Annotated in this window: 15 protein-coding genes; 4 read left to right on the forward strand and 11 right to left on the reverse strand. The window is 73.3% G+C overall.

Features of this window, described 5'->3' with window-relative positions; genetic code table 11:
* Window positions 1-54: 54 nt before the first annotated feature.
* Window positions 55-657: a TetR/AcrR family transcriptional regulator gene (locus tag ACZ6ZR_RS07430; RefSeq protein WP_465640337.1), complete on the forward strand. Its 603-nt coding sequence runs from the start codon at window positions 55-57 to the stop codon at window positions 655-657.
* Window positions 658-675: 18 nt separating this feature from the next.
* Here the strand turns inward: ACZ6ZR_RS07430 and ACZ6ZR_RS07435 are convergent, their stop codons facing one another.
* The 9 genes from ACZ6ZR_RS07435 to ACZ6ZR_RS07475 form a co-directional block, all read right to left on the reverse strand.
* Window positions 676-954, reverse strand: a complete 279-nt coding sequence (locus tag ACZ6ZR_RS07435) for a mycoredoxin (RefSeq protein WP_465640339.1) — start codon at window positions 952-954, stop codon at window positions 676-678.
* 26 nt (window positions 955-980) lie between these two features.
* Window positions 981-2,051 (reverse strand): glycerate kinase, encoded by a 1,071-nt coding sequence (locus ACZ6ZR_RS07440; RefSeq protein ID WP_465640341.1) that lies wholly within the window; start codon window positions 2,049-2,051, stop codon window positions 981-983.
* Complete coding sequence (locus ACZ6ZR_RS07445) at window positions 2,048-2,872, reverse strand: sugar phosphate isomerase/epimerase family protein (protein WP_465640343.1); 825 nt, start codon at window positions 2,870-2,872, stop codon at window positions 2,048-2,050. Before ACZ6ZR_RS07445 ends, ACZ6ZR_RS07440 begins: the two co-directional genes overlap by 4 nt.
* Window positions 2,872-3,966 carry a dihydrodipicolinate synthase family protein gene (locus ACZ6ZR_RS07450; protein ID WP_465640447.1) on the reverse strand — a complete coding sequence of 365 codons (1,095 nt, stop codon included), beginning with the start codon at window positions 3,964-3,966 and terminating at the stop codon, window positions 2,872-2,874. Before ACZ6ZR_RS07450 ends, ACZ6ZR_RS07445 begins: the two co-directional genes overlap by 1 nt.
* A gap of 35 nt (window positions 3,967-4,001) precedes the next feature.
* Entirely contained in the window at window positions 4,002-5,153 is a 1,152-nt protein-coding gene (locus ACZ6ZR_RS07455) for a Gfo/Idh/MocA family protein (RefSeq protein ID WP_465640344.1), read from the reverse strand.
* A 112-nt stretch (window positions 5,154-5,265) separates the two neighbouring features.
* Window positions 5,266-6,246 carry a hydroxyacid dehydrogenase gene (locus tag ACZ6ZR_RS07460; protein ID WP_465640448.1) on the reverse strand — a complete coding sequence of 327 codons (981 nt, stop codon included), beginning with the start codon at window positions 6,244-6,246 and terminating at the stop codon, window positions 5,266-5,268.
* 71 nt (window positions 6,247-6,317) lie between these two features.
* Entirely contained in the window at window positions 6,318-7,178 is an 861-nt protein-coding gene (locus ACZ6ZR_RS07465; protein ID WP_465640345.1) for a carbohydrate ABC transporter permease, read from the reverse strand.
* Window positions 7,175-8,083 carry a carbohydrate ABC transporter permease gene (locus ACZ6ZR_RS07470; protein WP_465640347.1) on the reverse strand — a complete coding sequence of 303 codons (909 nt, stop codon included), beginning with the start codon at window positions 8,081-8,083 and terminating at the stop codon, window positions 7,175-7,177. Before ACZ6ZR_RS07470 ends, ACZ6ZR_RS07465 begins: the two co-directional genes overlap by 4 nt.
* The gene (locus ACZ6ZR_RS07475) at window positions 8,080-9,423 is read right to left on the reverse strand and encodes an ABC transporter substrate-binding protein (protein ID WP_465640349.1); all 1,344 of its coding nucleotides are present in this window, start codon (window positions 9,421-9,423) and stop codon (window positions 8,080-8,082) included. The genes ACZ6ZR_RS07470 and ACZ6ZR_RS07475 overlap by 4 nt, the downstream gene beginning before the upstream one ends.
* Before the next feature lie 234 nt (window positions 9,424-9,657).
* Here ACZ6ZR_RS07475 and ACZ6ZR_RS07480 point away from each other — a divergent pair, with 234 nt between their 5' ends.
* The 3 genes from ACZ6ZR_RS07480 to ACZ6ZR_RS07490 all read left to right on the forward strand — a co-directional run bounded on the left by ACZ6ZR_RS07480 (window position 9,658) and on the right by ACZ6ZR_RS07490 (window position 12,598).
* Entirely contained in the window at window positions 9,658-11,502 is a 1,845-nt protein-coding gene (locus ACZ6ZR_RS07480) for a DUF2264 domain-containing protein (RefSeq protein ID WP_465640351.1), read from the forward strand.
* Window positions 11,499-12,239, forward strand: coding sequence for a sugar phosphate isomerase/epimerase family protein (locus ACZ6ZR_RS07485; RefSeq protein WP_465640353.1), 741 nt, complete (start codon window positions 11,499-11,501; stop codon window positions 12,237-12,239). The genes ACZ6ZR_RS07480 and ACZ6ZR_RS07485 overlap by 4 nt, the downstream gene beginning before the upstream one ends.
* Before the next feature lie 149 nt (window positions 12,240-12,388).
* The gene (locus tag ACZ6ZR_RS07490; protein ID WP_465640355.1) at window positions 12,389-12,598 is read left to right on the forward strand and encodes a hypothetical protein; all 210 of its coding nucleotides are present in this window, start codon (window positions 12,389-12,391) and stop codon (window positions 12,596-12,598) included.
* A 34-nt stretch (window positions 12,599-12,632) separates the two neighbouring features.
* Here ACZ6ZR_RS07490 and ACZ6ZR_RS07495 read toward each other — a convergent pair whose 3' ends face one another.
* Window positions 12,633-13,208: a DinB family protein gene (locus ACZ6ZR_RS07495; RefSeq protein ID WP_465640356.1), complete on the reverse strand. Its 576-nt coding sequence runs from the start codon at window positions 13,206-13,208 to the stop codon at window positions 12,633-12,635.
* A gap of 48 nt (window positions 13,209-13,256) precedes the next feature.
* Window positions 13,257-13,712 carry a GNAT family N-acetyltransferase gene (locus tag ACZ6ZR_RS07500; protein WP_465640358.1) on the reverse strand — a complete coding sequence of 152 codons (456 nt, stop codon included), beginning with the start codon at window positions 13,710-13,712 and terminating at the stop codon, window positions 13,257-13,259.
* Window positions 13,713-14,123: the final 411 nt, after the last annotated feature.

Below are 14,123 nucleotides of genomic sequence, written 5' to 3' on the forward strand. Positions count from 1 at the left end.
GAGCTGGTCGGGTATCGTTACGCTCACCTTCAGCAACGATCGGGAGACGGGTCAGTGGCACGGCGCAAGGACCAGGACGCACGGCGGGCCGAACTCGGCGAGGCGGCCCAGCGGGCGCTGCTCAGCCGGGGCCTGGAGGGGTTGCGCCTCAAGGACGTCGCGGCAGAGGCCGGGGTCACCCCGGCCGCCGTCCTGTACTACTACGGCGATCTCGACGAGCTGATGTACGAGACCTTCCAGCAGGCCATCGAGCGCTTCTGCCGCGCCCGCGAACGAGCGGCCGAACAGGAGCCCGACGCCCGCCTGCGGCTGCGCGACTGCATCGCCTCGGGCGTCGCCACGGGGCCGGAGGACCGGCTGCCCAGGCTGCTCTTCGAGTACTGGCCCAGGAGCCTGCGCGACCCGCGCGCGGCGGCCCTGGACTCGGCCCTGACCGAGCGTCAGGTCGCGGTCTACTACGGCATCCTGGTGCTCGGCGAGGCCCAGGGGCACTTCCGGCTCACCGAATCGCCGAGGCTGCTGGCCAGCAGCCTTCTGGCGATGGAGGACGGCTACCAGATGGAGGTGCTGGCGGGGCGCCGCACCCGGGCGGAGGTGATCGGCGCCCTGCACGCGTACGCCCGCGTCGTCACCGGGTACGACCCGGGCGCGGCCTGAGCGCGGACTGACCGGTGGTCAGGCGCGCTTGCGGGCCTGCGGGGCGTGGGTGTCGACGGCGGCGAGCAGTTCGCGCCGGGACGGGTTGACCAGGGCGTGGCCGGCCACCGAGACGGTGGGGACGGTCTCGTTGCCGTCGGCCACGGAGCGGACGTAGGCGGCGGCCTCGGGGTCCTTCCAGATGTTCACGGTGGTGTACTCCAGCTCCGTGAAGCGCAGCTGGGTCATCAGCTTCACGCAGTACGGGCACATCGGCCGCCAGTAGACGACCACACCGCTGTCCTGACCCTCGGTCATGTGCTCCCCCTCGTTCGCACCGGCCCCTACCCGGCGGGGCGGGCCGGCTCACCTGCCGCAAGCTTCGCACCGGCCTGCGCCAGCCAGTGCAGCGGGTCGGTCAACGCGGCACGGGCGGAGCCGGCCAGTGCGGTGAGGGTGAGGACGGGGAGCTCGGAGGCGCCGGCCACCACCGCGGTTCGGGTGCGGGCGGCGCGGTGCAGCACCTCGCCGACGGCCTTGCCCTGGTGGGAAGTCGCGTCGTAGCGGCCCTCGCCGGTGATCACCAGGTCGGCGTCGGCCACCGCCGCCGTGAGGCCGAGCAGGTCGGCGACGGCCGCCGCGCCCGGGACGATCTCGGCGGACCAGGCGGCGTGCAGGCCGTAGGCGGTGCCGCCGGCCGCGCCGCCACCGGGCACGGACGGATCCGCGCCGAGCAGGGTGGCGAGGCGGGCCAGGCCACGGTCGAGGAGCGTGATGTCGGCGGGGGTGGCGCCCTTCTGCGGGCCGTAGACGGCGGCGGCGCCGTGCGGGCCGAGCAGCGGGTTGGTGACGTCGGTGAGGAGGCGGACCCCACCAGGTGGAGGTGGTCTGAGGTCGCTACGGTCGACACTGGCCAGCTCGATCAAGGAGCCTCCGCCGTCCGGTAGTTGACGGCCGTGCTGGTCGAGCAGGCGCAGACCGAGGGCGGCCAGCAGACCGGCCCCGCCGTCGGTGGAGGCGGAGCCGCCGAGGCCGAGCAGCAGGCGGGTGGCGCCGTGGTCGAGGGCGGCGGCGATCGTCTCGCCCGTCCCCCGGGTGGTGGCGGTGAGCGGGGTAGGGCGGGCCATCAGCGGGAGGCCGCCGGCGGTGGCGAGTTCGACCACGGCGGTGCCGTCCGGGAGCAGGGCGAACAGCCCGGTGACGGGGCGTCCGTCCGGGCCGGTGCAGCCGGGGACCCGGTGGAGCGCGGCCGCGCCCACGACGGCGGCGAGGGTGCCCTCGCCGCCGTCGGCCATCGGCAGCAGGACCAGCCGGTCGTCCGGCCGGACCGAGCGCCAGCCGGCCGCCAGCGCCTCGGCGGCCTCGGTCGCGGTGGCCGTCCCCTTGAACGAGTCCGGCGCGATCACGACCTTCACGGACGGTCCGTCACATGTGTCCGGTGACGCTCGGTCAGGGTGCGCAGGGTCTCGGCGCCCGGGGTGTCCCAGATCTGCTGGTTGAAGATCTCCACCTCCACCCAGCCGGTGTACCCGGCGGCCGTCACCATCGCGTCCAGCGCCCGGAAGTCGATGCAGCCGTCGCCGACGTGGCCGCGTCCGAGCAGGGCGTCCGCGGGCAGCGGGAGGGTCCAGTCGCAGAGCTGGTAGGCCGCGATGCGGTCACCCGCCCGTGCGATCTGCTCCGCCAACTGCGGGTCCCACCAGACGTGGTAGCTGTCCACCACCACGCCCACCTGGGAAGCGGGGAAGGGCTCGGCCAGGTCGAGGGCCTGCCCGAGGGTGGAGACCACGGCACGGTCGGCGCAGAACATCGGGTGCAGCGGCTCGATCGCCAGGCGGACGCCGAAGTCACCGGCGTGCGGGGCGAGTTCGGCGAGCAGGTCGGCGACCCGGGCCCGGGCACCGGGCAGGTCGCGGGAGCCCTCGGGCAGGCCGCCGACCACCAGGACGAGGGTGTCGGTGCCGAGTTCGGCGGCCTCCTCGATGGCCTGAAGGTTGTCGGCCAGCGCGGCCCGCCGCCCATCGGGGGTGGCGGCGGTCAGGAAGCCACCGCGGCAGAGGGAGCTGACGGTGAGCCCGGCGTCGCGGCAGAGCTTGGCGGAGCGGGCGAGGCCGGTCTCGGCGACCTTGTCGCGCCAGAGTCCGATCCCCTCGACACCGGCGTCGACGCAGCCCTGGACGGCTTCGGGGAGGGTCCAGCCCTTGGTGGTGATCTGGTTGAGCGAGAGCCCGCGCATCACAGGGACACCGCCAGGTACTGCCGCATGCGATGGGCGGCGAGCTCGGGGTCGGGCAGGATGCCCGCCTGGTCGGCGAGTTGGAAGAGGGTGACCAGGTGGGGGACGGAGCGGCCGCTCTGCGCGCCCGCGACCATGGTGAAGTGCGACTGGTGCCCGGCCAGCCAGGCCAGGAAGACGATGCCGGTCTTGTAGTGGAAGGTCGGCGCCGCGAACAGGTGCCGGGCCAGCGGCAGGGTCGGCGCGAACAGCGCGTCGTAGGCGGCCAGGTCACCCGCGTCCAGCGCCCGCAGGGCAGCCGCCGCCACGCCGGCGATCGGGTCGAAGACCCCCAACAGGGCGTCGCTGTGGCCGAGTTCGTCGCCCCGGATCAGCTCGGGATAGTGGAAGTCGTCCCCGGTGTAGAGCCGGACCCCCTCCGGCAGGGCTCGGCGCAGGGCGACCTCCCGGCCGGCGTCCAGCAGCGAGACCTTGATGCCGTCGATCCCGTCGGCGTGCTCGCGGATCAACGTCAGCACGGTCTCGGTGGCGGCGTCCAGACCGGCCGAGCCCCAGTACCCGGCGAGCGCCGGGTCGAACATCTCACCCAGCCAGTGCAGGATCACCGGCCGCCCGGCCTGCTTGATCAGCGAGCCGTACACCTCCAGGTAGTCCTCCGGGCCGCGCGCCACCGCCGCCAGCGCCCGGCTGGCCATCAGGATCGGCTGCGCACCCGCCTCTTCTACGACCTGGAGCTGCTCGGTGTAGGCGGCCCGGACCTGGTCCAGCGTGGCGGGTCCGGCGAGCTGGTCGGTCCCGGCCCCGCAGGCCAGCCGCCCGCCGACGGCCCGCGCCTCCGCGCCCGATCGGCGGATCAACTCGGCGGTGGCGGCCCAGTCCAGGCCCATCCCGCGCTGCGCGGTGTCCATCGCGTCGGCCACCCCGAGGCCCAGCGACCAGAGGTGGTGCCGGAAGGCCAGCGTGCTCTCCCAGTCCACCGCCGCCGGCGCGCCCGGGGCGTTCTCCCCCAGGGGGTCTGCGACGACGTGGGCGGCGGCGAAGACCGTCCGGCCGACCGGCGCCGGCCCGGCGGGGAGGGCGAGCGGCTCGCGCATCCGGTGGGCGCCGCCGGGGAGTTCGAGGGTGACGGTCACAGCGACAGCTCCGGGACGTCGAGGCGGCGGCCCTCGCGGGCGGACTTCAGGCCCAGCTCGGCGAGTTGGACGCCCTTGGCGCCCTCCAGCAGGTCCCAGTGGTAGGCGGAACCGGTGGCGACGTGGCGCAGGAACAGCTCCCACTGGATCTTGAAGCCGTTGTCGAACTCGCCGTTGTCCGGCACCTGCTGCCACTGGTCGCGGAAGGACTCGGTGGCGGGCAGGTCCGGGTTCCAGACCGGCTTGGGGGTCGAAGCCCGGTGCTGGATCCGGCAGTTGCGCAGCCCGGCGACGGCGCTGCCCTCGGTGCCGTCCACCTGGAACTCCACCAGCTCGTCCCGGTCCACCCGCACCGCCCAGGAGGAGTTGATCTGGGCGGTGATGCCGCCCTCCAACTCGAAGACCCCGTAAGCCGCGTCGTCCGCCGTGGCGGGGTAGGCGCGGCCCTGCTCGTCGAAGCGCTCCGGGATGTGGGTGACGGTGTGCGCGTAGACGGAGCGCACCGGGGCGATGATGTTGTCCAGCACGTACCGCCAGTGCGGGAACATGTCCAGCACCATCCCGCCGCCGTCCTCGGCCCGGTAGTTCCACGACGGGCGCTGGGCGCTCTGCCAGTCCCCCTCGAAGACCCAGTAGCCGAACTCGCCGCGCACCGACAGGATCCGGCCGAAGAAGCCGCTGTCCACCAGCCGCTTGAGCTTGAGCAGACCGGGGAGGAAGAGCTTGTCCTGCACCGCCCCGTTGCACACCCCGGCCGCCGTCGCCAGCCGGGCCAACTCCAGTGCGGCGTCCAGGGATTCGGCGGTGGGCTTCTCGGTGTAGACGTGCTTTCCGGCCGCGATGGCGGCGCGCAGCGCGGGCTCCCTGGCCGGGGTGACCTGGGCGTCGAAGTAGACCTCGGCCAGCGGGTGGGCCAGCGCCTCCTCCAGCGAGGTGGTCCAGTGCGTGAGGCCGTGACGGTCCGCCAGCTCCTTGAGCTTGAGCTCGCTGCGGCCGACCAGGATCGGCTCCGGCCACAGCACCTCGCCGCCCTCCAGGGCGAGACCGCCTTGCTCACGGATGGCGAGGATGGAGCGGACCAGGTGCTGGCGGTAGCCCATCCGGCCGGTGACACCGTTCATCACGATGCCGATCACCCTGCGGGGCATGGGAAGTCTCCTTCGGAAAATTGCAGAAACCAGGGGCGCGAGGAACTGCGCGCTACGGAAGGCGCCGAGCCGACTGCCGGGCACGAACGCTCACTTGCAGGTGCTGCTCCCGTCACGCGCTGCGGGCGATGTCCTGCGGCAGCACGGGGTGCGCGAACGGCAACCCGGCCGCGAAGCGCGCCAGTTCGTCGGCGGCGGCCGCCGCCATCCGGTGCAGTTCGCCCCCCAGCGAGCCCGCCACGTGCGGGGTGAGCACCACGTTGGGCAGCTCGTACAGCACGGAGTCGGCCGGCAGCACCTCCGGGACGGTCACGTCCAGCACCGCGTTCAGACGACCCGTCACCAGCTCCGCGACCAGCGCGTCCTGGTCGAGCAGCGAGCCGCGCGAGGTGTTGACCAGGGTGGCGCCGTCCGGCATCAGGGCCAGCCGCCGGGCGTCGATCAGGTGATGGGTGGCCGGCAGCTCCGGAGCGTGCACCGTCAGCACGTCCGAGGCGGCGCAGAGCTCGTCCAACTCCACTGACCGCGCCCCGAGTTCCAGCGCCTCCTCGGCCGAGACGTACGGGTCGTGCAGCAGCAGCTCCAGGTCGTACGGGCGGAGCAGCTCCAGCACCCGCCGCCCGATCCGGGAGGCGCCGACCACGCCGACGGTGCGGCGGTAGTTGCCGGTGGCGGCGTAGGCGGCCTGCCAGTCGTGCCGGGTGCGGCGGGCCCGGTACTCCTCGCGGATGCGCAGCAGCTGCTTGTTGGCCAGCAGGACGGCGGCCACGGTGTACTCGGCCACCGGGAGCGCGTTGGCCCAGGCGGCGGAGGTGACCTCCAGGCCGCGGCTCCAACAGGCCTCGGTGATGTGGTGCTTGACCGAGCCGGCCGCGTGGATCACGGCGCGCAGCCGGGGGGCGGCGGCCAGCACGCTCTCGTCCAGCGGCGGGCAGCCCCAGCTGCTGACAATCACCTCGGCCTCGGCGAGGGCGGCCCGGGCGGCCGGCGTGGTGAAATCGTCCACCACCAACTGCGGGTCGAGTTCGGCGAGTTCGGCGAGCCGGGCGAGGGTGCCCGGGTCGATCAGCCGCTCGGCGAGGCCGGGCTCCATGGCCAGCAGGGCACGCGGTCGGCGCGGCACAGGCGGGGCGGGGTCGGTCACGGTGGTCTCCTGATAGAGGGTCACTTGACGCTCCCTGCGGTCAGTCCGGCCTTCCAGTGGCGCTGGAGCACGACGAAGGCGATCACCAGGGGGAGCACGGCGAGCAGCGAACCGATGACCACCAGGGGGTAGTACTCGGGGAAGGCGCGGGTCTGCGCGTTCCAGCTGTACAGGCCGAGGCTGACCGGGAAGAGCCGGCTGTCGGAGAGCATCACCAGCGGGAGGAAGAAGTTGTTCCAGATGGCGGTGAACTGGAACAGGAACACGGTCACGAAGCCGGGCATCACCATCTTCAGGCCGATCGACCAGAAGGTGCGCAGCTCGCCGGCGCCGTCCATCCGGGCGGCCTCCAGCACCTCGCCGGGCACGTAGCCGGCCACGAACACCCGGGCCAGGTAGACCCCGAAGGGGTTGACCAGGGAGGGGATGAAGACCGACCAGAAGGTGTTCACCACGCCCAGTTCGGAGGCGAGCAGGTACATCGGCAGGGCGAGCGCGGTGGTCGGCACCAGCACGCCGAGCAGCACCAGCCCGAAGACCTTCTCCTTGCCGGGGAAGTCGTAGACCTGGAAGGCGTATCCGGCGCAGACGCAGACCAGGGCGCAGAGCACGGCCCCGATCCCGGCGTAGAGCAGGGAGTTGAGGTACCAGCGGAAGTAGATGCCGTCGCCGGCGGCGGCCAGCGCCTGGAGGTTGGCGCCCAGGTGCCAGGTGTCGGCGGTGAGGGCGCGGCCGCCGATCAGGTCGCCGGTGTCCTTGGCGGCGGCGGTGACCAGCCAGCCGAGCGGGAGCAGGGTGTAGGCGGTGGCCAGCAGCAGGGCACCGTTGACGGCTGTCTTCGACAGCGACCAGGGGCGGCGGGCGCGGGTCGTGGTGCTCATCCGGTGCCCGCCTCCTTCCGGCCCCGGCCGAAGCGGGTGACCAGGAAGGAGAGGGCGGCGGCGGTCAGGGCCAGCAGCACCGAGGCGGCGGCGGCCAGGCCGTAGTCGCCCTTCTCGAAGGCGGCGGTGTAGGCGTACATGTTGGGGGTCCAGGTGGAGCTGACGCCGGGTGAGGCGCCGTGCAGGATCATCGGTTCGGTGAAGAGCTGGAGCGAGCCGATCACGGTGAACAGGCCGACCATCGTGATCGAGGCCCGGATCAGCGGGATCTTCACGCTCAGCGCGGTGCGCAGCGGGCCCGCGCCGTCGACCACGGCGGCCTCCAGCACCTCGCGCGGGATGGCCTGGAGCGCGGCGTAGAAGATCACCATGTTGTAGCCGGTCCACTCCCAGAGCGCGATGTTCACCACGGCGGGGAGCGGGTGGCCGAGCAGGTCGGGCTGGGAGCCGAGGCCCTCCAGGGCGCCGATCACCGGGCTGATGCCGGGGGTGTACAGGTACATCCAGACCAGCGCGGCGATGATGCCGGGCACCGCGTGCGGGAGGAAGAGCGCGAGTTGGAAGAAGCGGCGGGCCCGGGCCAGCGCGGAGTCCAGCAGCAGGGCCAGCCCGAGCGCCAGGCCGGTCATCAGCGGGATGTAGAGCAGGCAGTACTGGGCCGTCGTCAGGAAGCCCTCGCGGAACGCCTGGTCGGTCAGCGCCCGGGTGTAGTTGCCGATCCCGGTGAAGACCGTCTCCGAGCCGCCGAAGCCGAGGCCGGAGCCGCGCTCGCTGTGCAGGCTGAGCCAGAGCGCGTAGCCGATCGGGACCAGGGTGCAGGCGGTGAAGAGCAGCAGGAACGGGGCCAGCAGGGTGGCGGCGGCCCCGTTCCCGCCCCTCCTCCGCCGGGTGACGGAGGTGGTCACTCGGCGACCTTGAGGCCGCGGTTCTTCAGCTCGGCCACGGTGGACTTCTGGGCTCCGTCCACGGCCTGGCCGAGGGTGGTGCCGCCGGTCAGCTTGCCGAAGGAGTCCTTCAGCGAGGTGTTGGTGGCGCCCATCGCGGGGCCCCAACTCCACTTCGGCTTGATGGACTTGGCGGCATCCTGGTAGATCGCGTAGATGTCCTGGCCGCCGTAGAAGGAGGTGTCGAAGGCGGCCTTGGCGACCGGCACCAGCTCGGGCGCGGCCGGGTAGGCGGAGGAGGTGCCGGAGGCGATCCGGGCCTTGATGCCCTCGGGGGTGGTGGTGGCCCAGGTGGCGAACTCGACGGCGGCCCTGGCCTTCTTGCTGTCCTTGGAGACGGCGAAGGTGGTGCCGCCGAGCATGCCGCTGGCGGGGCTGCCGTCCCAGGTCGGGATCGGGGCCACGGCCCACTTGCCGGAGCCGTCCGGCACCGAGGACTTGAGCACCCCGCCGCCCCAGGAGGCGCCCAGGTAGCCGGCCGTCTCGCCCTTCTGGAGCGAGGCGGTCCACTGCTGGCTGAAGGACGGCATCGAGCGGACCAGGTCCTCGCCGATCAGCTGCTGCCAGTAGTCGGCGACCTTGGCGGTCTGAGGGGAGGTCAGCGCGACCTGCCAGGCGTCGCCCTTGGTGCCGAACCAGGTGGCCCCGGCCTGCCAGGCGAGCGCCTCGAAGGTACTCGGGTCGTCGGGGAAGAAGGTGGCGATCCGGGTGTTGGGGTCGGCCTGCTTGAGCTTCTGGGCGGCGGTGCGGAACTCGTCCCAGGTCTTGGGCGGCGCGGTGACGCCGGCCTTCTCGAAGAGGTCCTTGCGGTAGTAGAAGGACTGCGGGGCGGCGTCCAGCGGCAGCGCCCAGTTCTTGCCGCCCAGGGTGGTGAGCTCGACGGCCTGCGGGAGGTACTTGCCCTTGAGCTCGGCGGTGACCAGCTTGGAGATGTCCTGCACCGCGCCCTGGCTGACGAAGTCGGGCAGTTGGGGGTACTCGACGTTGAAGACGTCGGGGGCGTTGCCGGCCTTCACCGCGTTGGCGATCTTGGCGTAGCCGCCCGCGTTGCCGGAGGGGATCTCCTCGAAGGTGATCTGGACGTTCGGGTGCGAGGCGTTGAACGCGGCCACCACGTCCTTGGTGCCCTTGGCCCAGCCCCAGAAGGTGAGCGTGACCGGCTTGCCGTCGGCGGCCTGCTCCCCCGCGGCCGCCTCGGTGGAGCCGGAGCCGCTGCTGCCGCAGGCGGTGAGCAGGCTGAGCGAGAGCGCGCAGGCGCCGAGCAGGAGGGCTCTGCGGGGGCGGGCGGGGGAAGAGGACATGGCTCGGCTCCTGGCAGTGAGGGGGGATTGCACCGCTTTGGCGTCGGATCGCCGCTCTTACGACGATCTGACGAGGTGTGACCGCCATCTTGGGCCGCCCTCCGATCGGAGTCAAGAGATCTGGATCGAATGATCCGATCTGATCCATTGATCGATCATTCGATCGCCCGACCTTGACGGGTGATCAACCGCCTCCTAGATTCGGCCCGGTAAGCCCCGGACGGAGGACGCCCCATGCCCGCTCCCTTCTCTCTGCCTGACGAGGACCGCGTCCTCAGCCCGCACACCGGCTGGACCAGGGCCCACTGGGAGGCCGCCGCCGACGGGATGCTGGCCGCCGTCCGCCCGTACGCCTCCCCCGGCCTGGCCCGGATCGACCTGCCCGGGGCCCGCCCCAGCTGGTCCGGCCCCGCCTCGGACGGGCTGGAGGGCTACGCCCGCACCTTCCTGCTCGCCGCCTTCCGCACCGCCGGCGCCCGGGGCGAGGACCCGGCCGGCCTGCTGGAGCGCTACGCCGCCGGCCTGGCCACCGGCACCGACCCGGCGGCGGACGAGGCCTGGCCCGAGATCACCGACCGGGGCCAGCCGATGGTGGAGGCCGCCTCCATCGCCCTCGCCCTGCGCCTCACCCGCCCCTGGCTCTGGGAGCAACTGGACCGGCCCGTCCGGCGCCGCGCCGTCCGCTGGCTGGCCGCCGCCCTCCACCGCGAACCGGTGGACAACAACTGGCACCTCTTCCCGCTCACCGTGGCCGGCTTCCTCGCCGAGCTCGACACCGCCGACCCCGGTCTACTGGAGGAGGCGGGCACCGACGCCGCCTCCTGCCGGGGGGCCGTCGACCGGGGCCTGGCCAAGCTGGACGGCTGGTACCTCGGCCAGGGCTGGTACACCGACGGCCGCCCGCGCGCCGTCGACCACTACAACGGCTGGGCCCTCCACCTCTACCCGGTGCTGCACGCGCACCTGGCCGGCGACACCGGCCTGCTCGCCCGCCACGGCGCCCGCCTCGCCGCCCACCTGGACGGCTACGCCCGCACCTTCGGCGGCGACGGCGCCCCGCTCCACCAGGGCCGATCGCTGATCTACCGTCACGCCGCGGCCGCCCCGCTCTGGCTCGGCGCCCTCACCGGCCACACCCCGCTCGCCCCCGGCACCACCCGCCGGCTCGCCTCCGGCACCCTGCGCCACTTCCTCGACCGGGGCGCCACCGACCCCCGGGGCCTGCTCACCCTCGGCTGGTACGGCGCCCACCCGCCGATGGTCCAGCCCTACTCCGGCCCGGCCTCGCCGTACTGGTCGAGCAAGGGCTTCCTCGGCTTGCTCCTCCCCGCCGGCCACCCCGTCTGGACCGCCACCGAGCAGCCCGCCCCTGCCGAACTGGCCGACGCCGTCCGCCCGTTGGCCGCCCCCGGATGGCTGGTGCAGTCCACCGCCACCGACGGGCTGGTGCGGGTGCACAACCACGGCAGCGACGACCAGCCGGCCACCGGCGACCCGCTGCCCGACGACCCGCTGTACGCCCGCTGCGCCCACTCCACCGCCACCGGGCCCACCTTCTCCGCCGAACTCCCGGACAACCACTTCGCGTTGACCCTCGACGGCACCCCCACCGACCGCGGCCGGATCACCCCGATCGGCGCCGGGCCCGGCTGGGCCGCCTCCCACTCCACCCCGGCCGAAGGCATCCGCACCACCTCGCTCACCCTGGCCCACGGCCCCGACGAGGTCCGCGCCCACCTGGTCACCGGCGCCGCCCCGGGCACTCCGGCCCGCCAGACCGGCTGGGCGATCACCACGCCCCGGCTGCACTCCTCACTCCAACCGGTGCACGGCTACCGCGACCTGACCGTCCACCACCTCCCCGAGGGCACCGCCTACGGGCCGGACGCCACCCTCCCCGCCCTCACCGGCACGGTCACCGACGGACTCTTCGTCTGCACGGCCCGCCTCAGCGGCACGGCCCCCGACGGCCCCGCCCCCTCCGTCACGGTCACCGGCACCACGTTCCACGTCCGCTGGCCCGACGGCTCCTCCACCACGGCCACGCTCGGCGACACCACCGTGGAGGTACGGCCGTGAACTGGGCCTTCTCCACCCTCGGACTGCCCGGCCTCCCGCTCCCCGAGGTCCTCCGCCTGGCCACCGACCACGGCTGGGACGGCGTCGAACTGCGCTGCACCCCCGGCGAACCGGTCCACCTAGGCCTCAGCACCACCGAACGCGTCGCCCTCGCACGGCAGTTCACCACCGCCGGGGTCCTCCCCCTCGCCGTCTGCTCCTACCTCGGCATCGCCGAACCGGGCGAGGACCACCCCGTCCTCGCCGACCTCACCGCCCACCTCCGGCTGGCCGCCGACCTCGGCGCCCCGTACGTCCGGGTCTTCCCCCGGGGCACCGACGCCACCGCCGTCCGCCGCCTGACCGCCATCGCCCCGACCGCCACCGCCCTAGGCGTCCGCGTCCTGGTCGAGACCCACGACACCCACCGCTCCGCCCGCGCCGTCGCCCGCCTCGCCGCCGCCGCCGACTCCCCCGCCGTCGGCGGCCTCTGGGACCTGATGCACACTCACCTGGCCGGTGAGACCCCCGCCGAGTCCCACACCGCCCTCGCCCCCTGGCTCGGCTACACCCAGGTCAAGGACATCGCCTCCCCCGAGGACCTCACCCCCCTCCCCCTCGGCACCGGCATCCTCCCCCTCACCGCCTGCCTCTCCCTCCTCCCCCCGACCGCCTGGGTCTCCTGGGAGTACGAGGCCCCCTGGCACCCCAGCGCCGCCCCCTTCGCCCCGCTGCTCGGTCGCCCCCGGCCGCGGTAGGGGCTGCCCCCTCGGTGCGGCCGCCCGGCCCCACCGAAGAGACAGCCCCTGGCTGCCCGCAAGGGCAGTTCACCCCTCCGGGGCTCCCCACACCGCCCCCGACGTGCGATGATCCCCCTCACGTCACCGACCGCCACGGGGTAGAGAACATGATCGGTCTACTGCTCGTCGCCCTCCTGGCATTCGTCGCCTTCGGCTGCGTCTGCACCCTCTGGGCCGACCGCGGCGGCCCCCGCTGGACCCGGGGCTTCGCCGCCGCCACCCACGCCCTTGCTGCCGCCGCCCACGCCTTCGGCAATGCCGACCGCCGCCGCGACGCCCCGAACACTGGTGGCGACGGCGGTGGCGACAGCTCCTGAGCTCCGGTCACACCCGTACGACGGGGCGTCAGACTCACGGCGCGGCCGACCTGGCCAGCCGCTCGAGCTTCGCCCAGTGGGCCGCACGGGCCTCCCCGTCCGCCGGCCGCTCGTGCTCGGGGCGCAGCCCGGTCCGGCCGTCGAGGCCCTCGCGCAGGATGTCGGCGTGCCCGGCGTGCCGGACGGACTCGCCGAGGACGTGGACCAGGACGGCGAACAGGTTGGTGTCGGCATGGGGCTCCGGCCACCACGGCACGTGACCGGGGGCGTCCAGCGGAAGCCCTTCGATCGTCGCGTCCGCGTGGTCCCAGGTGCGCCGGTAGAAGTCGGTGATCTGTTCGCGGGTCTCGTCCGCGGCCGCCCACAGGTCACTGCCGTCGGAGTCCTGCCACCGGGGCAGCGGTTCCGGGGACGGTCGGCCGAAGACCTCACCGAAGTACCTGGCCTCGACGGTGGCGACGTGCTTGACCAGGCCGAGGAGGTTGGTCCCGGTCGCCGTCAGCGGTCGGCGGGCGTCGTAGTCCGACAGGCCGTCGAGCTTCCAGAGCAGCGCCTCGCGGTCCCGCCGCAGCCGCCCGTGCAGGGTGTCCTTCGCGTACTTGTCGATCATGCATCAGGAGCCTGCCACGGTCCGGCCCGTGGAGTCGACATCCCCTGGTCAGATCAGCTCCAGTACCCCGACGATCTCGCCGTCGCTCAGCTCGCCGGTCGGGCGGAAGCCGAGGCCCAGGTAGAACCTCTCCGGACTGGCCGGGCCCTGGTGCCAGGTGACGAAGAGCCGGCGGCCGCCGCGACGGCGGATCTCGGCCGCCACCTCTCGCACGGCGAAGCGCCCGTACCCCCGCCCCTGGGAGTCGGCGGAGATGTTCAGCCGCCACAGCCCCGAGCGGACGTCGCCGCTGCCGTCGCCGAACCAGTCGATGTCCAGGAAGGCCATCAGGAAGCCGACCGCGCGCTCGCCGTCCATGATGAGCCGCGGCCAGGCCACGCCGGGGTGGACGTACGCCTCGGCGAGCGACTTCACCACCGACGAGACCACGTGCTCCTGCTCCGGGTGCACGCGGACGGCGATCGCGGCGTCGAGGTTCCCGGGCGTGATCTCGGCAAGGCTCATTCTGCTCGGCATACCCGCAGCTTAAGGACCCTCCGGCCGGAACCGTGGCACCAGGGTCCCCGGCGGCGGATCAGACCTACGCCGGTTCCAGGATCGGTGCGCGAGTACGAGCCTGCGCACGGGGTGACGCGAGGTCAGCCGGGGGCCTGGAAAGAGGAGAAGCGTCGCCCGGCCCGGCCCGGCCGAGCAGTGGCCGGGCCGGGACCGACAGGGGTTCTGGGGGGACGTCGGCACGGGGCCGGGCGACGAAGCCCGGCAGACGGGCTGCACCCAGCCTCCGTGGCACCTGACCAGGCGTCAACCTCCCCGGGGCAACCCTGCCCGCAGGCCCACCGACTGCTGCCTCCCCGGACATCGCGACCGCCACCGGGCGGGCAATCCGCGCATGTCACCACCGGTGAGGCGGCGGAC

Source organism: Kitasatospora sp. NPDC088742 (assembly GCF_055584905.1).